This is a genomic window from Acidovorax sp. GW821-FHT11A03 (genome assembly GCF_058809075.1).
The window spans coordinates 309600-334065 of sequence record NZ_JBXASG010000006.1 but is presented as its reverse complement, the minus strand read 5'-3'; the positions used below and the strand labels follow the sequence as shown (position 1 = coordinate 334065).

General features: G+C 65.5%; 25 protein-coding genes. 11 read left to right on the top strand and 14 right to left on the bottom strand.

All coding sequences use genetic code 11. The features are described 5' to 3' along the window. Positions 1-73: 73 nt before the first annotated feature. On the top strand, positions 74-1543 hold the full coding sequence (locus AC1RVY_RS17295) for a Do family serine endopeptidase (protein WP_492807374.1): 1470 nt from the start codon (positions 74-76) through the stop codon (positions 1541-1543). A gap of 120 nt (positions 1544-1663) precedes the next feature. On the opposite strand, the gene AC1RVY_RS17290 is transcribed toward AC1RVY_RS17295, so the two are convergent. Next, a complete protein-coding gene (locus AC1RVY_RS17290) occupies positions 1664-2062 on the bottom strand; it encodes a hypothetical protein (RefSeq protein ID WP_218340104.1) in 399 nt (132 codons plus the stop codon). Between AC1RVY_RS17290 and lepA the strand changes: the two genes are divergently transcribed. From lepA to nagZ, 9 genes are all read left to right on the top strand, one after another. Next, positions 2052-3860, top strand: a complete 1809-nt coding sequence (gene lepA / locus AC1RVY_RS17285) for a translation elongation factor 4 (RefSeq protein ID WP_218295594.1) — start codon at positions 2052-2054, stop codon at positions 3858-3860. The genes AC1RVY_RS17290 and lepA overlap by 11 nt on opposite strands. Beyond that, a complete protein-coding gene (lepB, locus tag AC1RVY_RS17280; RefSeq protein WP_492807371.1) occupies positions 3860-4834 on the top strand; it encodes a signal peptidase I in 975 nt (324 codons plus the stop codon). Before lepA ends, lepB begins: the two co-directional genes overlap by 1 nt. A 39-nt stretch (positions 4835-4873) precedes the next feature. Beyond that, positions 4874-5239, top strand: coding sequence for a DUF4845 domain-containing protein (locus AC1RVY_RS17275; protein ID WP_492807370.1), 366 nt, complete (start codon positions 4874-4876; stop codon positions 5237-5239). Beyond that, positions 5239-5922 (top strand): ribonuclease III, encoded by a 684-nt coding sequence (gene rnc, locus AC1RVY_RS17270; RefSeq protein ID WP_492807369.1) that lies wholly within the window; start codon positions 5239-5241, stop codon positions 5920-5922. The genes AC1RVY_RS17275 and rnc overlap by 1 nt, the downstream gene beginning before the upstream one ends. Continuing rightward, entirely contained in the window at positions 5919-6923 is a 1005-nt protein-coding gene (gene era / locus AC1RVY_RS17265) for a GTPase Era (protein WP_218295590.1), read from the top strand. The genes rnc and era overlap by 4 nt, the downstream gene beginning before the upstream one ends. Positions 6924-7018: 95 nt before the next feature. Then, on the top strand, positions 7019-7783 hold the full coding sequence (gene recO, locus AC1RVY_RS17260) for a DNA repair protein RecO (RefSeq protein WP_218295589.1): 765 nt from the start codon (positions 7019-7021) through the stop codon (positions 7781-7783). Then, positions 7780-8568, top strand: coding sequence for a pyridoxine 5'-phosphate synthase (locus AC1RVY_RS17255; RefSeq protein WP_492244136.1), 789 nt, complete (start codon positions 7780-7782; stop codon positions 8566-8568). Before recO ends, AC1RVY_RS17255 begins: the two co-directional genes overlap by 4 nt. A gap of 59 nt (positions 8569-8627) precedes the next feature. Then, entirely contained in the window at positions 8628-9044 is a 417-nt protein-coding gene (gene acpS / locus AC1RVY_RS17250) for a holo-ACP synthase (RefSeq protein WP_492807366.1), read from the top strand. Between the two features lie 52 nt (positions 9045-9096). Further along, positions 9097-10188 (top strand): beta-N-acetylhexosaminidase, encoded by a 1092-nt coding sequence (gene nagZ, locus AC1RVY_RS17245; protein WP_492807364.1) that lies wholly within the window; start codon positions 9097-9099, stop codon positions 10186-10188. A 60-nt stretch (positions 10189-10248) separates the two neighbouring features. Here the strand turns inward: nagZ and AC1RVY_RS17240 are convergent, their stop codons facing one another. The 12 genes from AC1RVY_RS17240 to AC1RVY_RS17185 all read right to left on the bottom strand — a co-directional run bounded on the left by AC1RVY_RS17240 (position 10249) and on the right by AC1RVY_RS17185 (position 22702). After that, positions 10249-10905 (bottom strand): mechanosensitive ion channel family protein, encoded by a 657-nt coding sequence (locus tag AC1RVY_RS17240; protein ID WP_218295818.1) that lies wholly within the window; start codon positions 10903-10905, stop codon positions 10249-10251. 62 nt (positions 10906-10967) lie between these two features. Continuing rightward, positions 10968-11993 carry a GGDEF domain-containing protein gene (locus tag AC1RVY_RS17235; protein WP_369643777.1) on the bottom strand — a complete coding sequence of 342 codons (1026 nt, stop codon included), beginning with the start codon at positions 11991-11993 and terminating at the stop codon, positions 10968-10970. Positions 11994-12074: 81 nt separating this feature from the next. Next, a complete protein-coding gene (lysS, locus tag AC1RVY_RS17230; protein WP_492807362.1) occupies positions 12075-13619 on the bottom strand; it encodes a lysine--tRNA ligase in 1545 nt (514 codons plus the stop codon). A gap of 87 nt (positions 13620-13706) precedes the next feature. Further along, positions 13707-14318 (bottom strand): sugar transferase, encoded by a 612-nt coding sequence (locus tag AC1RVY_RS17225; protein WP_492807360.1) that lies wholly within the window; start codon positions 14316-14318, stop codon positions 13707-13709. 1 nt (position 14319) lies between these two features. After that, entirely contained in the window at positions 14320-15495 is a 1176-nt protein-coding gene (locus tag AC1RVY_RS17220; protein ID WP_492807358.1) for a DegT/DnrJ/EryC1/StrS family aminotransferase, read from the bottom strand. 28 nt (positions 15496-15523) lie between these two features. Further along, on the bottom strand, positions 15524-16222 hold the full coding sequence (locus tag AC1RVY_RS17215; protein WP_492807356.1) for a class I SAM-dependent methyltransferase: 699 nt from the start codon (positions 16220-16222) through the stop codon (positions 15524-15526). Further along, complete coding sequence (locus tag AC1RVY_RS17210) at positions 16219-17250, bottom strand: glycosyltransferase family 2 protein (RefSeq protein WP_492807354.1); 1032 nt, start codon at positions 17248-17250, stop codon at positions 16219-16221. Before AC1RVY_RS17210 ends, AC1RVY_RS17215 begins: the two co-directional genes overlap by 4 nt. Positions 17251-17255: 5 nt before the next feature. Then, positions 17256-18311 (bottom strand): glycosyltransferase, encoded by a 1056-nt coding sequence (locus tag AC1RVY_RS17205; RefSeq protein WP_492807352.1) that lies wholly within the window; start codon positions 18309-18311, stop codon positions 17256-17258. 1 nt (position 18312) lies between these two features. Continuing rightward, the gene (locus AC1RVY_RS17200; protein ID WP_492807350.1) at positions 18313-18891 is read right to left on the bottom strand and encodes an acyltransferase; all 579 of its coding nucleotides are present in this window, start codon (positions 18889-18891) and stop codon (positions 18313-18315) included. Next, positions 18875-20107: a lipopolysaccharide biosynthesis protein gene (locus tag AC1RVY_RS17195; RefSeq protein WP_218295577.1), complete on the bottom strand. Its 1233-nt coding sequence runs from the start codon at positions 20105-20107 to the stop codon at positions 18875-18877. Before AC1RVY_RS17195 ends, AC1RVY_RS17200 begins: the two co-directional genes overlap by 17 nt. Next, the gene (locus AC1RVY_RS17190; protein ID WP_492807346.1) at positions 20104-22014 is read right to left on the bottom strand and encodes a polysaccharide biosynthesis protein; all 1911 of its coding nucleotides are present in this window, start codon (positions 22012-22014) and stop codon (positions 20104-20106) included. The genes AC1RVY_RS17195 and AC1RVY_RS17190 overlap by 4 nt, the downstream gene beginning before the upstream one ends. A gap of 46 nt (positions 22015-22060) precedes the next feature. Continuing rightward, complete coding sequence (locus AC1RVY_RS17185; RefSeq protein WP_218295575.1) at positions 22061-22702, bottom strand: LON peptidase substrate-binding domain-containing protein; 642 nt, start codon at positions 22700-22702, stop codon at positions 22061-22063. Between the two features lie 79 nt (positions 22703-22781). Between AC1RVY_RS17185 and AC1RVY_RS17180 the strand changes: the two genes are divergently transcribed. After that, on the top strand, positions 22782-23330 hold the full coding sequence (locus AC1RVY_RS17180) for a YggT family protein (RefSeq protein WP_492807344.1): 549 nt from the start codon (positions 22782-22784) through the stop codon (positions 23328-23330). 239 nt (positions 23331-23569) lie between these two features. On the opposite strand, the gene accD is transcribed toward AC1RVY_RS17180, so the two are convergent. Beyond that, positions 23570-24442: an acetyl-CoA carboxylase, carboxyltransferase subunit beta gene (gene accD, locus AC1RVY_RS17175; RefSeq protein ID WP_218295573.1), complete on the bottom strand. Its 873-nt coding sequence runs from the start codon at positions 24440-24442 to the stop codon at positions 23570-23572. Positions 24443-24466 lie beyond the last annotated feature (24 nt).

Sequence of the window (24466 nt, the reverse complement as noted above, 5' to 3'; positions counted from 1 at the left end):
AACCAAATGGCCGCACACTCTTCACAGTTACATACAGTTTGAGACTGCGTTCGTCACAATTCACGAAAGGTCGATGATGCCGAAGTTCGATGGAAATGCGCTGCGCTCCGTAGCATTTGCGTGCATGTTCGCCGGGGTTGCCGGTGGAGCGTTTTTGCCCCAGGCCGGCTTCGCGCAGCCCGCCGCGGCTGTGCGTGGCCTGCCAGACTTTACCGACCTGGTGGACCAGGTGGGACCGTCCGTGGTCAACATACGGACCGTGGAAAAGGCCTCCAGCCGCGCGAGCGCGAATGGCATGGACGAGGAAATGCTGGAGTTCTTCCGCCGTTTCGGAGTGCCGATTCCCAACGTGCCGAGGCAGCAGCGCCCGCAGCGGCCCCAGGACGACGAGCAGCCCCGTGGCGTGGGCTCGGGCTTCATCCTGACCACGGACGGGTTTGTCATGACGAACGCTCATGTCGTGGAGGGGGCCGATGAAGTGATCGTCACGCTGACCGACAAGCGTGAGTTCAAGGCCAAGATCATCGGCGCGGACAAGCGCACGGACGTGGCCGTGGTCAAGATCGAGGCCACCGGGCTGCCCGCAGTGAAGGTGGGTGATCTGGGGCGCCTGCGTGTCGGAGAGTGGGTCATGGCGATTGGCTCGCCTTTCGGGCTGGAGAACACGGTGACCGCGGGGATCGTCAGTGCCAAGCAGCGCGATACCGGCGACTACCTGCCCTTCATCCAGACCGACGTGGCCATCAACCCTGGGAACTCGGGGGGGCCCCTGATCAACATGCGCGGCGAGGTGGTGGGGATCAACAGCCAGATCTATTCGCGCTCGGGTGGATTCATGGGTATTTCGTTTGCCATCCCGATGGATGAAGCCATCCGGGTGAGCGAACAATTGCGCGCGTCCGGGCGGGTCACGCGGGGTCGCATCGGCGTGCAGATCGGACAGGTCACCAAGGACGTGGCGGAATCGATTGGCCTGGGCAAGGCGCAGGGGGCCCTGGTGACCGGCGTGGAGGCTGGATCGCCGGCAGACAAGGCCGGGGTGGAAGCGGGGGACATCATCACCCGTTTCGATGGCAAGACCATCGAGAAGGTGGCTGATTTGCCCCGGCTGGTGGGCAACACCAAGCCCGGCACCAAGAGCACCATGACCGTATTCCGCCGGGGCGCTTCGCGGGATCTGGGCATCACCATTGCCGAGATCGAGCCTGACAAGCCCGCGGCCGCCAAAGCGGCAGAACGGGAAGAGAAGCCCAAGGCATCGGCCGCTGCGCAGCAAATCGGGCTGGCGGTGATTGAACTTTCCGATGCGCAGAAGAAGGAACTTAGGGTCAAGGGCGGGGTACTGGTGGCGACCGCCACGGAGGCTGCCGCGCGTGCCGGCCTGCGCGAAGGTGACGTGATTCTTGCGATCGCAAACACCGAGGTATCGGGGGTCAAGGAGTTCGAAGCCGTGCTGGCAAAGGCGGACAAGAGCAAGGCCATCAATGTGCTGTACCGACGCGGAGAGTGGGCGCAATATGCCTTGATCCGGCCCGGACGCTGAGGCGTCGGATGTGCGGGTGGGGGCGCCTGGGCGGCGATTCCCCACTTTTGCAATGGGCTATTTGACCGCGGCGAAAGGTTTTTTGGCGTTTTTGCTGGAACCTCTCCGAAGGCATGAATGTTAGCTTTTGCTAACTTTTTCAAGGTCTATCAACTGGATTCGATAGAATAGAGGCTCCTGTTCAACGCTAATCTGTATATTGGCCAGGCGCGGATTCACGATGCGGGATGCGCTGGTGCAATGCACAGCTGATCCACAGCTCACCCACAAGTTGTCCAGCGTTGTTGTTGTGCAGACTGTGAATAAGTTGTGAATAAAAGCCCTGTTGCACCCTGGCAACTCCCCCTGGATGCAGTCGTATGGGCTTTTTCCTGCGGGCTTTTTGCCTACAATGAAGCTCCAACTATCGCAGTTGCCAATGATTGTTGGTTCAGGGCGCGTCGCCATTCGACGCGCCCTTTTTTCTTGTGTGCTCCGTTTTAATTCAATCACTTGACGCTTTCCGTTGATGAACCACATCAGAAATTTTTCCATCATTGCGCACATCGACCATGGCAAGTCGACGCTCGCTGATCGCTTGATCCAGCGCTGTGGCGGCCTTGCGGACCGTGAGATGGAGGCCCAGGTTCTGGACTCGATGGACATCGAAAAGGAGCGTGGGATAACCATCAAGGCGCAGACGGCGGCACTGCAATACAAGGCACAGGATGGCCAGGTCTACAACCTCAATCTGATCGACACGCCGGGTCATGTGGACTTCTCGTATGAAGTGAGCCGCTCGCTGTCTGCCTGCGAGGGCGCGTTGCTGGTGGTCGATGCATCCCAGGGCGTCGAAGCCCAGACGGTCGCGAACTGCTACACGGCGCTGGACCTGGGTGTCGAGGTCGTGCCGGTGCTGAACAAGATGGATCTGCCCAATGCGGATCCGGACAACGCCAAGGCCGAGATCGAGGACGTGATCGGCATCGACGCCACGGATGCCATTCCATGTTCCGCCAAGACGGGCATGGGCATCGAGGAGATCCTGGAAGCCATCGTCGCCAAGGTGCCCGCGCCGCGCGGCAATGCGCAGGGTCCGCTGCGGGCCATGATCATCGACAGCTGGTTTGACAGCTATGTCGGCGTCGTGATGCTGGTGCGCGTGGTGGACGGGCGGCTGCTCAAGGGCGAGCGCATCAAGATGATGGCCAGTGGCGCCGTGTACAACGCCGACAACCTGGGGGTGTTCACGCCCGCCAACGAGCCGCGCAATTCGCTGGATGCGGGGCAGGTGGGCTACATCATCGCGGGCATCAAGGAGCTGCAGGCCGCCAAGGTCGGCGACACGATCACGCTGGAAAAGAAGCTGCCCAACAACGCAGGCCCCGCCGCCGAGGCCTTGCCCGGCTTCAAGGAAATCCAGCCGCAGGTTTTCGCGGGGCTGTACCCCACCGAAGCGAGTGAGTACGACTCGCTGCGCGATGCGCTGGAAAAGCTCAAGCTCAACGACGCCTCGCTGCACTACGAACCCGAAGTGAGCCAGGCGCTGGGCTTTGGTTTTCGTTGCGGATTCCTCGGGCTCCTGCACATGGAAATCGTGCAGGAGCGCCTGGAGCGGGAGTTCGACCAGGACCTCATCACCACGGCGCCCAGCGTGGTCTACCAGGTGGTCAAGGCCGATGGCGAAGTGATCATGGTCGAGAATCCCTCCAAGATGCCGGACCAAGGGCGGCTGGAGGAGATCCGCGAGCCCATCGTCACGGTCCATCTGTACATGCCCCAGGACTATGTGGGCCCGGTGATGACACTGGCCAACCAGAAGCGCGGCGTGCAGATGAACATGGCATACCACGGCCGCCAGGTGATGCTCACCTACGAAATGCCGCTGGGCGAGATCGTGCTCGACTTCTTCGACAAGCTCAAGTCGGTGTCGCGCGGCTATGCCTCCATGGACTACGAGTTCAAGGAATACCGCGCCTCCGATGTGGTGAAGGTCGACATCCTGCTCAACGGTGAAAAGGTCGACGCGCTGTCCATCATCGTGCACCGCTCGCAATCGCAGTACCGCGGACGTGCCGTGGTCGCCAAGATGCGCGAGATCATCAGCCGCCAGATGTACGACGTGGCCATCCAGGCCGCCATCGGTGCCAACATCATTGCGCGCGAAACCATCAAGGCATTGCGCAAGAACGTGCTGGCAAAATGTTACGGCGGTGATATCACCCGCAAGCGCAAGCTCCTCGAGAAGCAGAAAGCAGGTAAGAAACGCATGAAACAGATTGGATCGGTCGAGGTGCCCCAGGAGGCCTTCCTGGCCATTTTGCAGGTGGAAGACTGATGCAGGCCATGCAGATTCTCACCTCTCTGGTGCTGGCCGCATTTGGCGGGTATATCGGCGCTTGGTACTTTGGGGCCGTGGAAGGCAACTTTGCCCTGCTGTTGTTCCTGGCCACGGTGATCACGGGTGCCTACTGGCTGGCCGAGCGGCTGTACTTTTTGCCGCAGCGCCGCCGGGCGGCCCAAGCCGTGGAAGATGCCGCCGTGCAGCGCCGCGTCGAACTGGACCGCATGGGCATCCAGAAGGTTGATGTGGATGTCCAGGAAGCCAAGGGGAGGCTGCTCATGCAGCCCTGGTGGCTGGACTGGACCGCAGGACTCTTCCCGGTGATCGTCGCGGTGTTCCTGCTGAGGTCATTTCTGTTCGAGCCTTTCAAGATTCCGTCGGGTTCCATGATTCCCACGCTGCTGGTGGGCGACCTGATCCTGGTGAACAAGTTCACCTACGGTATCCGCCTGCCGGTCATCCACACCAAGATCACCGAAGGCACCAAGCCTGCGCGGGGGGATGTGCTGGTGTTTCGCTACCCGCCGCAGCCCAGCCTGGACTATATCAAGCGGGTGGTCGGCGTGCCGGGGGACGAGGTCGCCTACCTCAACAAGCGCCTCACGATCAATGGCCAAGCCGTGGATACCAAGACAGCGCCGGATTTCTTCGAAGAGGATTCGATGCGCTACTTCAAGCAGTTTGAAGAGCAACTGGGCCCGCAGCCGCATCGCTTGCTGAACAACCCCGATGTTCCTGCCTTCGTGCAGGGCGCGAGCAATTTTGCCTACCGGCAAAACTGCCGCTACAGTGTCGAAGGCGTCGTCTGCAAGGTGCCGGAAGGCCACTATTTCATGATGGGGGACAACCGGGACAACTCGCTCGATTCGCGCTACTGGGGATTCGTTCCAGAAGGCAATATCGTCGGGAAGGCCTTTTTTGTCTGGATGAATTTCGGTAACCTCAAGCGCATCGGTTCATTCCACTAAGCCACGGCCGTCAAGGCAAACAAGGAGAGGGAATACATCATGGTGAAAGTCCATCGCGTGGCCAGCCGGTCGCGCCAGCGCGGATTGTCTTTTTTTGGTCTGGTCTTCATTGGTGTCCTGGCTGTGGCCGTTTTCGCCATTGGCGGCCAGTCGGTTCCCATTTTTATTGAATACGCCGCGATCAAGAAAGCGGCTGAGAAGGCCAAGGCTGAAGGCTCTGTGGCTGGCGTGCGGGCTGCTTTTGACCGCGCAGCGGCGATTGATGACATTACCTCCCTCCAGGGCAAGGACCTGGAGGTGGGCAAGCGTGGCGACAAGGTCGTGGTGTCCTATAAGTACTCCCGCGAAATCGCGCTGGCGGGCCCGGCCTATCTTGTCTACCGCTTTGAAGGACAGACCAACTAGTGCACGCCGGCCTTCAAGCGCTGCAGTCCCGCCTGCAGCATGTTTTTTCCGATCCATCCCTTCTCCAGCGCGCCACCACGCACCGCAGTTTTTCGGCCGATCACAATGAGCGGCTGGAGTTCCTGGGGGACTCCGTGCTGAATCTCGCGGTCGCGAGCCTGCTGTACCAGCGGCTGTCGGCCCTGCCGGAGGGGGATCTGTCCCGTGTCCGTGCCAACCTCGTCAAGCAGGACACCCTGCACCAGCTGGCGCTGGGCCTGAAGGTGTCCGAGGTGCTGCGCCTGGGTGAAGGCGAGTTCAAATCCGGCGGCCAGCAGCGGCCGTCCATCCTGGCCGATGCGCTGGAGGCGCTCATCGGCGCGGTGTACCTTGACGCGGGGTATGGCAGCGCGGAGGCGCTGGTGCACCGCCTGTTCCAGGGTGTCGAGATCAACCCGCAGATGCAGGCGGCGTCCAAGGATGCCAAAACCGCGTTGCAGGAGTGGCTCCAGGGCCGCAAAATGAAGCTGCCGCAGTACCGCGTGGTGGCGACGGTCGGGGCGGCGCACCGCCAGACCTTCGATGTCGAATGCGACATTCCCGAGTTGGGCCTGACCGAGCGTGGCATCGGCGGCTCCCGCCGGGCCGGCGAGCAGGCCGCAGCAGTGGCCATGCTGGCCACATTGAAAGCAAAGAATCTATGAATGATGCTACCAAAGATGTAGCTGGTGACGAAGGTGCAGCAAGCGCAGGGGCGCAAAATGACCTGGAGGCCATGCTCGCGGCGGCGGGCGCCCCCGCGGCCGTCCCCGGCCAGCGCTGCGGCGTGATCGCCATTGTGGGCAAGCCCAACGTGGGCAAGTCTACGCTGCTCAATGCGCTGGTGGGGCAGAAGATCAGCATCACCTCGCGCAAGGCGCAGACCACGCGCCACCGCATCACCGGCATCCGCACCCGCGAGCAGACGCAGTTCATTTTCGTGGACACGCCGGGCTTCCAGACGCGCCACGCCACCGCGCTCAACAAGTCCCTGAACAAGACCGTGATGGGGGCGATCGGCGACGTGGACCTGATCCTGTTCGTGGTGGAGGCCGGCAACTTCACGCTGGCCGATGCCAAGGTACTCTCGCTGTTCAAGCCCGGCATTCCCACGCTCCTGGTGGCGAACAAGCTCGACATGGTGCACCGCCGCGCGGAGATCGCGCCCTGGCTCAAGAGCATGCAGGAGCGCCATCCGTTCACCGAATTCGTGCCCATGTCGGCCAAGAACAAGGGCGACATCGAGCGCCTTTTCGGCATCTGCGAAAAATACCTGCCCGAGCAGGGCTGGTGGTACGGCGAGGACGAACTGACCGACCGCAGCGAGAAATTCCTGGCCTCCGAAACCGTGCGCGAAAAGCTGTTCCGCTTCACCGGGGATGAACTGCCCTACACCTCCACCGTCGTCATCGACAAGTTCGAGGAAGAGGCGAGCAAGCAGCACAAGCGACTGGTCAAGATCGCCGCCACCATCGTGGTGGAGCGGGACAACCACAAGATGATGGTCATCGGCGACAAGGGTGAGCGGCTCAAGCGCATCGGCACCGAGGCGCGGCAGGAGCTGGAAAAGCTCATGGATGCCAAGGTGTTCCTGGAGCTGTGGGTCAAGGTCCGCTCCGGCTGGGCTGACGATGAAGCCCGGGTGCGTTCCTTCGGCTACGAGTAAGTGCATGCCATCAGCGCCCGCTGCCCGCCGGGTGGCCGGCGTTGGTTGAGCCGCCGCCACACTCCATCCTCACGCCTATCCCTGCGACCCCCCACGTGGCTGCCGCCAAGCGCATCTCCGATGAACCTGCCTTCGTGCTGCACAGCTACGACTGGAGCGAGTCCAGCCTGATCCTGGAGGTCTTCAGCCGCCACTACGGCCGCGTCGCCCTGGTGGCCAAGGGCGCGAAGAAGCCCAGCTCCAACTTCCGCCCGGTGCTGCTGCCGCTGCAGCCCCTGCTGCTGACCTACACCCTGGCCGGCAATGGCGACGCGGACATCCACGCGCTCAAGGGCGCCGAGTGGGTGGGTGGCCACGTGATGCCCACGGGCGACGCCCTGCTGTCGGGCCTGTACCTCAACGAACTGCTGCTGCGCCTGCTGGCCCGCGCGGACCCGCACGCCGCGCTGTTCGACGCCTACGCGGGCGTGGTGCGGGTGCTGGCCAGCGAGCATGGCGACGCCCTGGAGCCCGTGCTGCGCAGTTTCGAACTGCTGCTGCTGCGCGAGATCGGCCTGTTGCCGAGCCTCGACGTCCAGACCATGACCCTGGCCCCCCTGCAGGCCGGCACGCGCTACACGCTGGTCCCCGAAGGAGGCCTGCGCGCTGCCTCGGCGGTCGAGCGGGGCGGGCTGCCGGGCAGCCAGTGGCAGGCATTGCAGCGGGCGCTGGACGATGCCGCCAGCTATACCGCCACACTGCGGGCCTGCGTTGCCGTCTCGGCCGAACTCAAGCCCCAGCTGCGTGCCCTGCTGCAATACCATTGCGGCAGCCCGACGCTGCGCACCCGCCAGCTCATGATCGACCTGCAGGCCCTATGAACCAGCCACACCGCCCCTCGCACCCGACCACCGCCCTGTCGGTCAACGTCAACAAGGTCGCCCTGGTGCGCAACACGCGCCACCTGGGCATTCCGAGCGTCACGCGCGCGGCCGAGCTGTGCCTGCGGGCGGGCGCGCAGGGCATCACCGTGCATCCCCGGCCCGACGAGCGGCACATCCGCGGCCAGGACGTGTTCGAGCTGGCCGCCTTGATGAAGGCCTGGCCCGATCGCGAATACAACATCGAAGGCAACCCGTCGCAGAACCTGATGGACTTCATCCGCCAGGTGCGCCCCCACCAGGCGACCTTCGTGCCCGACAGCGAAGACCAGTTCACCAGCGACCACGGCTGGAGCTTTCCGCAGGATGCCGGGCGCCTGGCGCCTCTGATCGCCGAGTGCAAGGCACTGGGTGTGCGCGTGAGCCTGTTCATGGACCCGGTGCCGGAGCAGATGGCCGCCGCCAGGGCGGTGGGCGCTGACCGGGTGGAGCTGTACACCGAGCCCTATGCCGCCGCCTGGGGCACCCCGCAGCAGGAGGTTGAGCTAAAACGCTACGCTGCGGCCGCACAGGCCGCGCTGGATGCGGGCCTGGGCGTGAATGCGGGCCACGACCTGAACCGCGACAACCTCGCCGCCTTCGTGCGCGGCGTGCCCGGCGTGCTGGAGGTCTCGATTGGGCATGCACTGATCGCCGACGCGCTGGAGCTGGGCTACGCCGCCACGGTGTTGGCCTACCTGGGCTGCATCCGGTCGGGTTTCGCGGCACAGGCAGATAACTCCTGATTTGATAGCTGCTTGCGCTTGATAGATAAGCGCTAGCAGCCAATTTGATTCAACAAAACATGATCTACGGCATCGGCACCGACATCTGCGACGTGCGCCGCATCGCGGCCAGCCTGGAGCGCCACGGCGAGCGTTTTACCCAGAAGGTGCTGGCCGACGGCGAACTGGCCACCTGGCGCGAGAGGAGCGGCCGCTGGCCCGACCGGGGCCTGCGCTACCTGGCCACGCGCTTTTCCGCCAAGGAAGCCTTCAGCAAGGCCATCGGCCTGGGCATGCGCATGCCCATGACCTGGCGCCACTGCGAGGTCGCCAAGCTGCCATCCGGCCAGCCAGTCATCGTGCTGCACGGCGCGCTCAAGGAATGGTTCGAGGCCCGGGGGCTGCAGGCGCACCTGAGCGTGACCGACGAGACCGACTACGCCGCCAGTTTCTGCGTGGTCGAGAGGGTTGAAGAAAAATCGGCCTCCAGCGCTTGATTGGCAAGCGCTGATAGCTATTATTTGCATAGCAAAATCATTCTTGAAACCCATGACCGAACACGCACCCCTCATCCTCGACGTGGCTGGCAAAGAGCTGACCAGCGCTGACCGCCTCCGCCTCGCGCACCCGCTGACCGGCGGCATCATCCTGTTTGCCCGCAACTGGGAGAACCGCGCGCAGCTGCTGCAGCTCACGAGCAGCATCAAGGCCGTGCGCGACGACCTGCTGATCTGCGTGGACCACGAAGGCGGCCGCGTGCAGCGCTTTCGCACCGATGGCTTCACGCACCTGCCGCCCATGCGCGCGCTGGGTGATATGTGGATGGACGACGGCAAAGGCGCCAAGGCCGTGCCCGGCAGCGGCGCGCTGCGTGCGACCAATGCGGCCACGGCGGCGGGCTATGTGCTGGGCGCCGAGCTGCGCGCCTGCGGTGTGGACTTCAGCTTCACGCCCGTGCTCGACCTCGATTGGGGTGAAAGCGGTGTGATCGGCGACCGCGCCTTTCACCGCGACCCGCGCGTGGTGGCGCTGCTCGCCAAGAGCCTCATGCATGGTCTGCTGCAGGCCGGCATGACCAACTGCGGCAAGCACTTCCCCGGGCACGGCTTCGTCAAGGCCGACTCGCACACCGAGGTACCCGTGGACAAGCGCAGCCTCAAGGCCATCCTGGCCGACGACGCCGCCCCGTACCCCTGGCTCAGCAGCACGCTCACCAGCGTGATGCCGGCCCATGTGATCTACCCCAAGGTCGACAGCCGCCCCGCGGGTTTCTCGCAGCGCTGGCTCCAGGACATCCTGCGCCGCCAGATGCGCTTTGATGGCGCGATCTTCAGCGACGACCTCAGCATGGAAGGCGCCCGCCGCCTGGACGGCCAGGTGGTCGGCTACACCGATGCGGCCGTGGCGGCGCTCCAGGCCGGCTGCGACCTCGTGCTGCTGTGCAACCAGAGCGTGGGCGATGGCCGCGCGGTGGATGAACTCATCGCCGGCCTGGACCAGGCCCGCGCCCAGGGCCGCTGGCAGCCGAGCGTGGACAGCGAGTCCCGCCGCCTGGCGCTGCTGCCCGAAACCTTGCCCCAGGCGTGGGACGAGCTGATGTACCAGCCCGCCTACCTGCAGGCGCTCGACCTGCTGCCCTGACGCCGAGCAACCGCTTGCGCGCGGCCCGGCGCAGGGCCGTGCCGCGCCCGGTTGGTTGCGCTATGGCGTGTTGAAAGGCCCGGGCGTGACCGGTGGCGGGGCCGCCGGCGCACTTTCCGCGGCATGCGCAGCGCTGGCGGGGGGCGCGGGCGGCGGTGGCACCCCCTGGAATCTGCGCACCACCCGCTGAAACACCAACGCATTCGGAATCTGCAGCCAGGCCACCTGGCCCGCTGCTGCGCCATGGTCCTCCAGCGTGGTGTACAGCAGGTTGATGTCCACCACCCGGCCCTTGGCGCCCGGTTTCTCCGCGGTGTCCAGCACCTCGATGTAGTCGCCGATGCGAAAGGGCCGTACCGTGAAGATGAGCAGCGCGCAGAACAGGTTGGAGAGCACGCTCCACGCGGCAAAGAACGCCACGGCGCCCACCGTGGCGAAGCCCGTGAATGCCGTCCAGAGCACGGTGGCGGACACTCCCATGCGCTCGAGCACCAGCAGCAGGGCGCCCGCCACGATGAACCAGCGGATGAGCCCGTTCATGGGCACGACCAGCTCGTCGGGCACCTGGTAGTGCGCACTGGCGCGGCGCACGATGCGGCGCAGCATGCGCTGCAGCAGCCAGGCGACAAACAGGATCAGCAGGATCTGCGTGCCGGGGATGATGACTTCCAGCCAGTCCTGCACCCAGTCGGGCAGGCGGGCCTTCAGGATTTGCATGCGCGAAACGGCGGTGCGCGCGCTGCGCTCGGTGGCGTCGAACGAGAAGGCGGAAAAGAAACTCAATTGCGCAATTGCTCCACGGTGTCCATCTGCATTTCAAAGCTGAAGAAGCGGTTGCGGCCCTGGGCCTTGGCGGCATACAGGGCCTGGTCGGCCCGCATGATCATGCTTTCGGCATTGGTGCTGTCGTCGGGCACGCAGGTGGTGATGCCGCCCGACAGTGTCAGGATGCTGCCCAGTGGCGAATCCGCATGCGGTATGGCGCGGACCTTGAGCAGCTGCGCCAATGCCCTTGCAAAGGTCATCGCGCCCGAGCGCGGCGTGTTCGGCAGGATGAGTGCGAATTCCTCGCCGCCATAGCGCGAAGCCACATCCCGGGGGCGCACGCAGACCTCGCGCAGCAGGCGGCCCACCTCTTTCAGGCAGGCATCGCCCTGCACATGCCCGCTGGCATCGTTGAAGAGCTTGAAGTGGTCCAGGTCGCACAGCATCAGCGTGAGCGGCGTGGCATCGCGGCGTGCGGCCAGGATCTCGTTGTGCAGGATGCGGTCGAAGCCGCGGCGGTTGACCAGGCCGGTGAGTGCGTCGACCTCGACCATTTCGTTGAGGCGCTGGTTGGCCAGGTGCAGCTCGGCCGACACCGACACGAGCCTGCGGCGCATGTCCAGCAGCCGCCGCATGGCCCGCAGCTTGGCCATCAGCACGATGGGCCTCACGGGCTTGACCAGGTAGTCATCGCCCCCCACTTCGATGCCGCGCCAGACGTCGAGCTCGTTGTCCAGGCCCGACAGGAAGATGATGGGCGTCCAGTCGCCGGCCTCGCTCTCGCGCATCTGCTGCGCCACCCAGTAGCCATCCTTGCCGGGCAGCTTGATGTCCAGCAGCACCAGGTCGGGCCGGTGGGCCTTGAACAGGTGCAGTGCCGCACTGCCCTCCGGGGCCTCGAAGATGGCGGACACGCCCGCGCGCCGCAGTTCGGCCACCAGCGCGGCCCGCACGGAGCCCTGGTCCTCGACCACCAGCACCGAAAAGCCTGCGCCCGCGGGCAGTGGCGCGTTGGCCGGATAAGGGGCGGTGCTGGAGATGAATGGCACGGTGGCTCCTGGTGTGTCCTGTGAAACGGCGCGATCAGGCGGACGTGGCGGCCGGGCGCTGCGGATGCGGTCTCAGGACTCCCGGCGCAGCGCTGGGAAAAGAATCACGTCGCGGATGCTGGGGCTGTCGGTCAGCAGCATCATGAGGCGGTCGATGCCGATGCCGCAACCCCCCGTGGGGGGCATGCCGTATTCCAGCGCCCGCACGAAGTCATGGTCGTAGAACATGGCCTCGTCGTCGCCGCTGTCCTTGGCGGCCACCTGGGCATGGAAACGCGCGGCCTGGTCTTCGGCATCGTTCAGCTCGCTGAAGCCGTTGCCGAACTCGCGGCCCGTGATGTACAGCTCGAAACGCTCGGTGACCTCGGGGCGGGCATCGTTGGCGCGTGCCAGTGGCGAGATCTCGGTCGGGTGCTCCATGATGAACGTCGGCTGCCAGAGCTTGTCTTCCACCGTTTCTTCGAAATACAGCACCTGCAGGCTGGCCAGCGTGCGTGCCGAGAGCTTGTCCTTCTCCTCGGTCATGCCCAGCTTCTTGAGCGCGCTGACCAGCCACGCGGCATCGTCCACGTGGGCGCCGGCTTCGGTGTACTGGAAGATCGCTTCGCGGATGGTCAGGCGCGCGAACGGCTGCGTCAGGTCCACGGCGCGGCCCTGGTAGGTCATTTGCAGCGAGCCCGTGGCCTTGAGCGCCACTTCGCGGATCAGCGTCTCGGTGAAGTCCATCAGGTCCAGGTAGTTCCAGTACGCCGCGTAGAACTCCATCATGGTGAACTCGGGGTTGTGGCGCACCGAGATGCCCTCGTTGCGGTAGCTGCGGTTGATCTCGAACACCCGCTCGAAACCGCCCACGATCAGGCGCTTCAGGTACAGCTCGGGCGCGATGCGCAGGTACATCTCCTGCTCCAGCGCGTTGTGGTGCGTCACGAACGGCTTGGCATTGGCGCCGCCCGGGATGGGGTGCAGCATGGGCGTTTCGACTTCAAGGAAGCCGTGGCCCACCATGAACTCGCGCAGGCCGCTCACCGCCTTGCTGCGCGCCATGAAGCGCTTGCGGGCCTGCTCGTCGGTAATCAGGTCCACATAGCGCTGGCGGTACTTCTGCTCCTGGTCGGCCATGCCGTGGAACTTGTCGGGCAGGGGGCGCAGGCTCTTGGTCAAGAGGCGCAGGCCGGTCACCTTGACCGACAGCTCGCCCGTCTTGGTCTTCATGAGCGTGCCTTCGGCGCCCACGATGTCGCCCAGGTCCCAGTGCTTGAAGGCGGCATACAGCTCTTCGCCCACGGCGTCGCGGGTCACGTAAAGCTGGATGCGCCCGCCCACGTCGCCCAGCGAGCCATCCTGCACCGTGGCAAAACTGGCCTTGCCCATGACGCGCTTGAGCATCATGCGGCCGGCCACCGAGACGTTCACCGGCGTGGCTTCCAGGGACTCGTTCGTGGCAGCGCTGTGTTCCAGGTGCAACTGGGCAGCCTTGTGGCCGGGCTTGAAGTTGTTGGGAAAAGCAACGCTACCGCCGTTGGCCTGGGCTTCGCGCAGAGCGCGGAGCTTTTCACGGCGCTCGGCGATGAGCTGGTTTTCGTCCTGGGGAGCGGGGGCGTGGTTTTGGTCTGACATAGGTGCCGTCGGTGCGGGGGCGTGAAATTTGGGGGCTGGGTTCAGCCAAACCCCTCATTTTATCGGCTATGTGTTACTGACAGGTTCTTAGCCCTTGGACGGGCGGTCGCTCCACAGCGCGGATGCTGTCCCTGCGAGGATCTTCAGATCGCTCCAAAGCGTGTGCGAGCGGGCGTACTCGGCGGCGTAGCGGAGCTTGATGGGCAGGATCTGTTCCACATAAGTGCGCTCTGGATCGCAGCTTTGGCCCAACAAGGTGCTTTCGTCGCGGAATTCGATGGAGGCGCGGTCTGTGATGCCGGGCCGCACGCTGAGCACCAGTTCCCGCACGGAATCTGGGTAGAGCGCGACATAGTGCGGCACCTCAGGCCTGGGGCCGACAAGGCTCATATGGCCCAGCAGCACGTTGAAAAGCTGCGGCAGCTCATCGACCTTGGTGCGCCGCAGCCAGTGGCCCGCCCGGGTAATGCGGGCATCGGCTCCTACGGTAATCGCCGGGCCCGAGGCTTCGGCGCGCGGGTGCATGGTGCGGAACTTGTAGATGCGGAACAACCTGCCTGCGCGGCCCACACGCTGTTGGCGAAAGAGTGCTGGGCCCGGAGAATCCCACACCACCCACAGTGCCACGGCCAGCAGCACGGGCGCGAGCAGCAGCAGCCCGAGGGCGGCAAAACACAGGTCGAACAGCCGCTTGGGCATGTCAGCCCAGCACCTCATGCAGCGCAGCAATCACGCGCTCCTGGTCGCTGTCACTCATGGCGGTGAACAAGGGGATGCTGATCATGGCTTGGTAGGCTGCATCGGCCTGGGGGAACATGGCGGGCGTCAATTGGTACCGGTCGCGCCAGTACGGGTGCCGGTGCAGCGGCACATAGTGCACGCTGGTGCCGATGCCCCTGTCCGACAGTGCCTGGATGACCTCGTCACGCCCCAGTGGCGCGTCCGCCCGCAGCCGGATGACATAGAGGTGCCACGCATGGGTGTCGCCTGGTGGCGCAGTGGCTGGCAAGGTCAGGGGCAGGGGCGCCAGCTGTTCGTGGTAGCGGATTGCCAGGTCTTGCCGTCGCTGCACGAATTGTGGCAGCCGCGCCAGTTGCTCCACGCCCATGGCGGCTGCAACGTCCGTCATGTTGTACTTGAATCCCGGAGCCACCACCTCGTAGTACCAGGCGGGCGTCTTGGACGTGAAGCGGTCGAAGGCATCCCGGTTCATGCCGTGCAGGCGCATCACGCGCATGCGCTTGGCGAGCTCCGGGTCGCGCGTCACCGCCATGCCGCCTTCTCCGGTGGTGATGGTCTTGTTGGCGTAGAAGCTGAACACCGTGACATCGGACTGCAGTTGTCCCACCAGGGTGCCGCGCCAGGTGGTGGGCAAGGCATGGGCTGCGTCTTCCACCACCTTGAGCTGGTGTTCTTTGGCGATGGACAGGATGGCGTCCATGTCGCAGGCCAGGCCCCCGTAGTGCACGGGCATGATGGCTTTTGTTCGGGGCGTGATGGCGGCGCGCACCTTGGCCGGGTCGATGTTGAGGGTCACCGGGTCCACATCCACCAGTACCGGTTCGGCGCCCAGGTAGCGCACGACCTCCACGGTGGCAGTGAAGGTCAGTGTGGGCGCGATCACCTCGTCGCCGGGGCCGATGCCCAGGGCTTCCAGCGCAAGGTGCAGACCCGCCGTGGCGGAGTTGACAGCAAGGCTCTGGAGCCCGCCGCCCCCCAGGAAGGCGGCGAATGCCTGCTCGAACTCCTTGGTCTTGGGCCCGGTCGTGACCCACCCCGAAAGCAGGGCTGCGCTGACGGCATCGATTTCCGCAGCACCGATATCGGGGCGGGCGAACGGCAGGAAGGGCAGGTCAGGGGAAGAAGGGTGGGGCATGGAGGGCGTCCAGACGGGCAGGCGGTGCTCAGCGGGGCTTCACGGCCCAGGTCAGGCGGTGGGTGCGCAGGAACCAGAGCAAGGTGGATGCGGGAGGAATCATCGGTGGGGGCAGGCACCGCGCGAGCGGGGGCGCCAGGGTAAGGCGGCACGAGTGTATCTGCGCGGCGGGAAACAGCGTTTTCAATTCGCGCAGGGGCATGCCTCGCACATCGGCATTGGCAGGGTTGTTGACGACAAAGTCATAGACCAGCACTCCGCCGCCGGGCGCGACCCATTGCCAGATCGCCTGGGCCAGATGGCGGCGATAGCCCTCGTCGAGCAAAGAGCTGAAGAGCGTGAAGGCGAGCACGGCATCCTGGCTGGCAGGCTGCACCGGGGCCAAGACGGCATCTCCTTCCACAATGGCCGCGTCCGCTGGCAGCGAGGCGCGCGCTGCGGCGGCTCGTTCGGGAAGAAGCTCCAGGCCCGTCAGGCAGGCGGGGGTGGCACCCAGCCGCACCAGGTCGTGCAGATTGCCCCCGCTTCCGCAGCCAACCTCTAGCATCGGCCGGTGGGCCAGGCTGCTCCAGCCGTGGGCCTGCCAGGTGCCTGCCATGGCACGGAGGCGCTCCTGCTGCGCCTGCAGCGCCGCCGCATTGGCATACAGGCTGTAGCGGGCTTCATCGGCCGCTGGGTCGCGCCGTGCGTAGCGGGTCTTGACGGCCTGGGGTTCGTTGTCGGTCATCGCGTGATGCGTGCAAAGTCGGAGGAAGGCGCGCGCGAGCGTGCAACGTCCCACAGCCCTCGCCAGGTGCCCAGGCCGTAGCCCACATGAAACGCCGCAATCGTCGCCGGGAGGCGGGGCAGCAGCCCCCAGTTGCGGGCCGATCGGGCTGCCGCCACCGATGCCGCCAGAAGATAGGTTGCGTAGGCGAGGCCCAGCGCGGCCCCGGGCCAAGCGGACCAGGGCAACACCACGGCGCTGGCCACCGCGCTGGCCACAAATGCTGCAGGCACCAGCTGCCGCACGGAGCCTGGCTGCCCATGTTTGCGCATCACAAAAGGCCGCCAGTAGCCGTACTGCCGTTGTTGCGCGAACAGGTGCCTGAGCGAATTGCGCGGGTGGTAGGTGGAATGGATGAGCCGGCTCTGCCAGATGCGTGCCCCCCCCAGGCGCATGCGCAGGTTGTGCTCGTCGTCCTGGTTGCGCACCAGAGCTTCGTCAAACAGTCCGAACCGGTCAAACACGCTGCGGGGCCAGCATCCCAGGTAGACGGTATCCACCTCGCCCTCGTACTGGTCATCGCGCGAGCGCGCGCCGCCCACCACCCAGCGGCACTGGAAGGCTGCGGCGATGGCGGCCCCGGCGGGCCCGGTTCCCCGGGCCACCCACGGGCCGCCCACGTTGTCGGCGCGGGTGCGTTCGAGCGCCTCGATGCACTGCGCAAGGTAGTCGGGGGCAAACTGGCTGTGCACGTCCATGCGGGCAATGGTGCCGCCCCGCGCGTGGGCAATACAGGCGTTGAGCCCGGTGGAGACAATGCGGCCGGGGTTGTCCACCAGGACGAGCCGTGGGTCCGCAGCACAGCGCTGCAGGAGGTGCTCGCGCGTGCCGTCATCGCTGTCGCCGTCTGCAATCAGCACTTCCATGCGCCAGCCCGCCGGCAGTTGCTGGCGGAGGGCCGAGTCGCAGAAAGCGTCGATGTGCTGGCGCTCATTGCGGCACGGCACGATCACGCTGATCAGGTTGTCCAATTCAAGGCCTTGGGGCATGGGGTTCAAGGTGTATGGAGCAACTGCTGGTACAGCGCGTGCATGCGGTTCATCTGTACCGCGCGGTCGCCGTCCTGGGCGATGCGGGTGGCATTGTGCAGGCCGGCTTGTTCCGCCAGGGTGTCGTTGGCGATCAGGGCTTCCAGCCGGGCGGCGAGCGCTGTGGCGCTCCCCGCCTCAACCAGCCACTGCGGGTCGATCCAGTGCCGGTTGGCCTGCAGTTCGCTGGCGACCACCGCGAGGCCACACGCCATGCTCTCCAGCATGGCGACGGATGTTGCGTCACTGCTGGGCACCGAGACAGATATCTTGCCTTCGCCCAGTACCCGGGTCATGCCCGCATCATCGAGTCGGCCGTGGAACTGCACCTTGTTGTCCAGCTGCGCCTTGTGCACCTGGCTGCGCAGGGCGCTTTCCATGCTGCCTCCTCCGAGCAGGTGCAAGCGCAGGTCGGCCGAGGGCAACCGCGCCTGCAGAAGAGCGAATGCCTCGATGATGGTGTCGATGTTGTAGTTGGGTTCCCAGGCGCGCAGGCTCACCAGCTGGCTGCCTTGCTTGTGGCTCCAGGGAACGGGGTGGAAGCGCTGCAGTTCCACCCCCCAGTGGATTTCCTCGGTGGTGCAGCGGGGTCGGAATTGGGCCACTGCGCTCATCAGGCTGGCGGAGTCGCCGGTGATGAGGTCGGCCTGGCGCAGTATCCAGCCGGTCAGCCAGCGCATCCAGGCGCTCTTGCCGGGGGTCACCAACAGGTCGCTTCCCCAGGCGGTCATCACCACCGGATGTTTGCCGCAACGTGCGGCCAGATAGCCGTAGGAGGTGACGTAATGGGCATGCAGGAGGTCGGGGGCCAGTTCGGCCACGTGGCGCCTGGTTTCCCGGACACGGAACAGCCAGTCGAGCGAGCGGTGCACGGGCCGGATGGCCCGCACGGTGACGCCATCGATGGACGCGGGGCGTGCCGTGATCAGCGAAACGCGGTAGCCACGCTGGAGCATTTCCCGCGCCCACCGCTGAACATGGGGGCTGGTGGCATCACCCAGGAGGCACAGGTGTGTTGCCATGTCAGATTGTCCGCGTCCAGGATTCGTAGTGCGGACGCAGTTCTGGATGCTGCGAAAGCAGGCGCTCATCCTGTTCGCGCACGTCGCCGATCTGGCGCGCCGGGACCCCCGCCACGATGGCGAAGTCGGGCACTTCGCCGCGCACCTGCGAGTAGGCACACACCACCACCCCCTTGCCGATGCGCGTGCCGGCTTCGATCAGGCTGTGGGGGCCGATGAAGGTGTAGGCGCCGATCTCGATGGGCGCGCTGATGTAGCCAGGCTTGGAGCCCTCGTGGACTGCATAGCCGCTGCCCAGGAGGCGAATGGCGCGGTGGGAGCTGTGCGTCACGATGCTGACGAAGTTGGTGATCTGGACCCCTTGCCCAATCTGCAGGCCCGCTGTGGCGTCGATGAAATTGTATTGGCCGATGAACACGTGGTCTGCCAGCCGCAGTGCATGCTCCCCCTCGATGCAGGTGCTGGGGGCGATGCGGGTGTGTGGCAGTGGCTGGCCGAGGTGGTTGCTTTCCCCGAAGACGATGCGATGGAGCAGCGCATGCCAGAGGCGGCGGCGCCATCGGTTAAACACGGCTCTCATGGGGCACCTCCCTCCAGTTCGCCAACACCCAGAAATAATAGGCAAAGTAGGCCAGCATGCTCGCTGACACGCCCCATCCGGCACCTTGCAGGCCGCCCAGGTACAGGCCCAGCAGCAGTCCGGCGAAGAAAAGGCATTGTCCGATCAATGCCAGGCGCAGCGCCCAGGCCTGTGCATTCCAGGCCATGGTGACCACGGCAAGGGGTGACGCCACGAAGTGCAGGGCGATGTACGGGGCGATGGCCCGTGCAAGTTCCCCTGTCTGGGCCCATCTTGCCCCAAAGGCCAGGGCGAAAATATCCGGCCCCCAGAGGAGAAGGATCGCCGCGAGCGGGCAGGCCAGGGCAGCGAGCCCCAGCATGGCCCGGCGCACCAGCGCCCGGGCGTCGCCAGGGCTCTCTGCCTTCAGAAGGCGCGGGTACAGGGTTTGCGACAGCGCACCCCCGACGAGGGTTGCCGGGGCCTTGAGATAGCGCAGTGCCAGGGCCCAGAACCCCGCTGAGGCGTCCCCTGTCCACGCTGCCACCAGCACCAGCGTGAGCGTATCCTGCAGCGCACCCATGAACGCGTGTGGCGTGTTGAGCAGGGGGAAGTCCTTGTGCTGCAGGGCCATGGACCGCAGCCTGGCAAGGGGCTGGCGCCACATGGCCGTCCAGCCCCCGGCTGGCGCCGGCCGGGCCAGCATCCAAGCCCCTCCCAGGCTGGCCAGCGTGGCCCCGAGCACCAGGCCCAGGGGGCCGGCCTTCAGCAGGCCGAGCACGAGCTGCAGGATGGCGCCCCCACCTTGCTGCAGCAGCCTTGCCGCCGACAGCAGTCCAAAACGCTGCGACCGGGTGGCCCACATGGTGAGCCATTGCATGGCGCCGCCCGCCAGCACCGCGAAGGGCAGTGCCCAGGCCATCGGCATGCGTTGCCAGAGCATGAGCACGGCAGCGGTTGCGGCGGAAGCCGCCGTCACCGCGAGCAGCACGCGCGCGCACAAAGCCATGAGTTCGGCAGCCCGTGGCTCCGTGGGTTCGAGGGGGAGTGCGAATTCGTAGCGCGCGCAGCCGACCACCGCCATGTTGGTGGCCAACGCCCACAGCAGCGCGAACTGCCCGAAGGCCTCCGGGCTGTACAGGCGCGTGAGCGCCGGGCCCAGCACGAGTGGAATGGCGTGGGCCGCAACGCTGCCCGTGAGCAGGGTCAGCGTTGCCCGCAGGAGTCCCGGCTTCATGGCAGTGCTTGTGTTTCAGGACGGTAGCCCGGCACCAGCTGGCCCAGCAGGGCCGTCATGGCGGCCCGATCGCCATCGCGCGCGGCCTGCTGCAGTGACTGCAGCAGGGCCTGCAGTTCGGCCCAGGGGCGAAACTCCTCGCGGGCCCGCAGTATGCGGGGATGGACGGTGGGCAGCGGGTTGTCTCCAATCAGCAGCTCTTCGAAGAGTTTCTCGCCGGGGCGCAATCCCGTGAAGACGATTTCGATGTCGCCCTCGGGGTGCTGGTCGTCGCGCACTGTCAGGCCCGACAGGGCCACCATGCGTTGCGCGAGGTCCAGGATCTGTAGCGGCTCGCCCATGTCCAGCAGGAATACGTCGCCCCCGTCCGCCATCGTCCCCGCCTGCAGCACGAGCTGGGCCGCTTCGGCGATGGTCATGAAATAGCGCGTGACATCGGGATGCGTCACCGTGAGGGGGCCGCCGGCCGCGATCTGCTGGCGGAACAGCGGTATCACGCTGCCGCTGGAGCCCAGCACATTGCCAAAGCGCACCATGGACAGGCGTGTCGGGCATCTCCAGCCCGGTGGGCTTTCGGCCAACAGCCCGAAAGGCATGCGCTGGGACGCCGCGATGGCTTGCAGCACCATTTCTGCCACACGCTTGGTGGCGCCCATGATGTTGGTGGGGCGAACAGCCTTGTCTGTGGAAATCAGGACGAAGTGGCGAGCGCCATGCTTCAGCGCGACCTGCACCATGTTGAGCGTGCCGAACACGTTGTTCAGGATGCCTTCGCCCGGATTGGCTTCCACCATGGGCACGTGCTTGTAGGCGGCTGCGTGGTAGATGGAGGTGGGGCTGTACTGCTGGCAGATGTCGTCCATGCGCTGCTTCTGGGTGACGCTGGCGAGCAGGGGTACCAGGGCGCACTGGTGCGCGCCCTGGTGGGCGAGCGCCTGCAGCTCGTGGTGAATGGAATACAGCGCATATTCGCTGTGATCCACGAGCAGCAGTTGGCGGGGGCCCTCGCGCACGATCTGCCGGCACAGCTCGCTGCCGATGCTGCCGCCCGCGCCGGTGACCATCACCACGGCGTTCTCGAGATCGCGCCCCAGCAAGCCAGGGTCCGGGGCCACCGGTTCGCGGCCCAGCAGGTCCTCGATCTCGAGGTCCTGGAAGTCGGTGACCGTGACCCGGCCGCTGGCGAGGTCCGACAGGCCGGGCAGGGTGCGTATCCGAACGGGCAATTGGCGCAGGCTTTCGATGATCTGCCGGCGTCGCAGGCGCGTGGTGCTGGGCAGTGCCAGCAGCACATCGGTGATCGCGAGCTGGCGCGCCACCTCGGGCAGTGCAGTGGGGGAATGCACCCGCACTCCGTTGATGCTGCGTCCGACCTTGCTCGGATCGTCATCGACAAAGCCCTTGAGCACGTACTGGCGCATGGCGCCCAGTCCCGCTGCGGTCTGGGCGCCAGCGCTGCCGGCTCCGTAGATCAGCAGGCGGTAGGGGGCATGGCTGCTGTGGCCGGCCAGCGCCAGCCACCCCAGTGCGCGGCTGGAGCCCACCAGGAGCATGAACAGCAGAGGCTGCAGAATGCCGACGCTGCGTGGCACGCCTTCCCATTGCGCTGCCAGGAGGCAGCCCAGCAGGAGTGCTCCATAGATGGCCACCGCCTTGCCGGTGGTGATGAGTGCCGTGATTCCTGTGTAGCGGAATATCGCGCGGTACAGCCCCAGTTTGGCGAAAATGGGAAACGCCAGGGCCGGGGCCAGTGCATACGCGAGCCACTGCATGCCTTCGGGCCAGTGCGGTGTCTCCAGCCTCAGCGTGAAGGCGAGCCACATGGCGACGAGGCCCAGGCAAACGTCCATCGCCACCACCACAACGCGCTTGGCTGCGCGCGACCAGCCCAGGATGCGGTTCAGCATGGGCGTTCAAAGGGGAGGCTGGGTGGGATGGCGGCGGGTTTGCGGCTCATTGTGTTGGCGCAATCCCCGTACGCTCGAGCACGTCCCCGACCAGCTCCAGCCGCACCAGCGGGTTGTCCAGTTCCATCAGGCGCTGCTTGAGTTCCAGGGGCACGGGCAGCAGTTCGCACCAGCGGTTGGCCACCCATCCGCAGTCGTCCAGCTGCGCAGCCGTCGGGATGATCGCGGTCGGGGTGTCCGGGTCACGCTGGTGCAGGGTGTGGAGCACCTGCGCGAGCGCCGTCGCGGCCTTCTTCAGATCCTCTGGCACCGCGACGGTCAGGTCCTGGTCGATATGCCCCACATCGGCGATCCACAGGCCATGGGGTAGGTGGCTGCGCTGGGTGATGCGAAAGCGCTGGCCGCCCCGGCACAGCAGGGTGATCAGGCCGGGCTGCGGCGTGTCGATCTGCTCGATGACCGCCAGGGTGCCCACGTCGTTGAATTGCTCTTCGGGCGCGCCGGCCTGGCGCACTTCGCGGCCTTGCGTGAGGGCCACCACGCCAAAAGGCGCACCGGCCTGATGGCATTTGCGCACCATGTCCAGGTAGCGCACCTCGAACACGCGCAGGGCCAGCACACCGCCCGGGAACAGCACGGAACCCAGGGGGAAAAGGGGCAAGGATGACAGGGTGAGGGGTTGTGTCATGAATGGGGGAATGCCTTGGCCCGCTATCATCCCATGGCGCAGCCTGCTTTCGCAGCGGCCCCTTGCTTTTGTCTCATCCATGCTCTATCAGATCGCCTCATTCCTGCTCGACGTTGTTGGTGGCCTGCTCACGGGGGCCTGCCTGCTGCGCCTGTATATGCAATGGCAGCGCATCCCGTTTTCCAACCCTGTCGGCGGGCTGGTTTTTGCACTGACGGACTGGCTGGTCATGCCGCTGCGCAAGGTGATTCGGCCCGTGGGGCGCTGGGATGTGTCAAGCCTCGTCGCGGCCGCGCTGTTGCAACTGCTGCAGTATTTCCTGCTCACGCTCCTGCTGGGCGCGGCGTCCGCATGGGCGTGGCTGCCGTGGCTTGCCCTGTTCGGGCTGGCGCGTGTGGCGGTGTCGGGGCTGATCGGCCTCCTGATCGTCCATGCCGTGATGTCCTGGGTGCAGGCACGGTCGCAACTCTCGGACGTGATCGCCCGGCTGTGCGAGCCGGTGTTGCGGCCATTTCGCCGCATCATCCCGCTGGTCGGAGGGATCGATCTGTCGCCCCTGGCCGTGCTGGTGCTGCTGCAGGTGGTCATGATCGTGCTGGGCCATCTGCAGGCCAGCGTGATGAGGTAACCCCCCTGAGTCGCCTTCGGCGCCTTCCCGCTCAAGGGGATGAGGGGGACGCGGGCCTCGCTGCGGAGCAGCCCTTCCTTGCCCTCTCTGGCAGGCACCGCGCGGTATCAACGGCTGCGTGCTGTCCGGTGGGTGATCAAATATGCCTCTGGCGCTTATCTGGTAAGCGCTGACAGCTATCAAAAAAGAAGCGATCCTCTCGTGAGGTACCTTTGCGGACCCGCTGTCCCGCGGATGACTTACATCACTGCGTCAGCGGGCAAACGCTGCAGCATGGCCAGGCTGCTGGCCACGGTGTTGCGCAGCTCGCGGCGGTCGCAGATGAAGTCCACGGCGCCCTTGGTCTGCAGGAATTCGGCGCGCTGGAAGCCTTCTGGCAGCGTCACGCGCACGGTGGATTCGATCACGCGCGGGCCGGCAAAGCCGATCAGGGCCTTGGGCTCGGCAATCACGATGTCGCCCACAAAGGCAAAGCCGGCGCTCACGCCGCCCATGGTCGGGTCAGTCAGCACGCTGATGTAGGGCAGGCCCTTCTTGGCCAGGCGGGTGAGGGCCGCATTGGTCTTGGCCATCTGCATCAGGGACAGCAGGCCTTCCTGCATGCGCGCACCGCCGGTGGCGGTGAAGCAGATGAAAGGCACTTTCTGCTCGATGGCGGTTTCCACGCCCCGCACGAAGCGCTCGCCCACCACGGAGCCCATGGAGCCGCCCATGAAGTCGAACTCGAAGCACGCGGCCACCACGTTGATGCTCTTGACCGCGCCGCCCATGACGATGAGGGCGTCGGTCTCGCCGGTGTTCTCCAGGGCTTCCTTCAGGCGCTCGGGGTATTTGCGGCTGTCCTTGAACTTGAGGGCGTCCACGGGCAGCACTTCCTGGCCGATTTCGTAGCGGCCTTCGGCATCCAGGAAGGCATTGAGCCGCGCGCGGGCGCCGATGCGGTGGTGGTGGCTGCAGTGGGGGCAGACGTTCTGGTTGTGCTCCAGATCGGCCTTGTAAAGCACCGTCTCGCAGCTCGGGCACTTGATCCACAGGCCTTCAGGCACCTGGCGGCGCTCGGTGGGGTCCGTTTGCTGGATCTTGGAGGGCAGAAGTTTTTCGAGCCAGGACATGGTTTTCCTCTGTATGAATGGGCC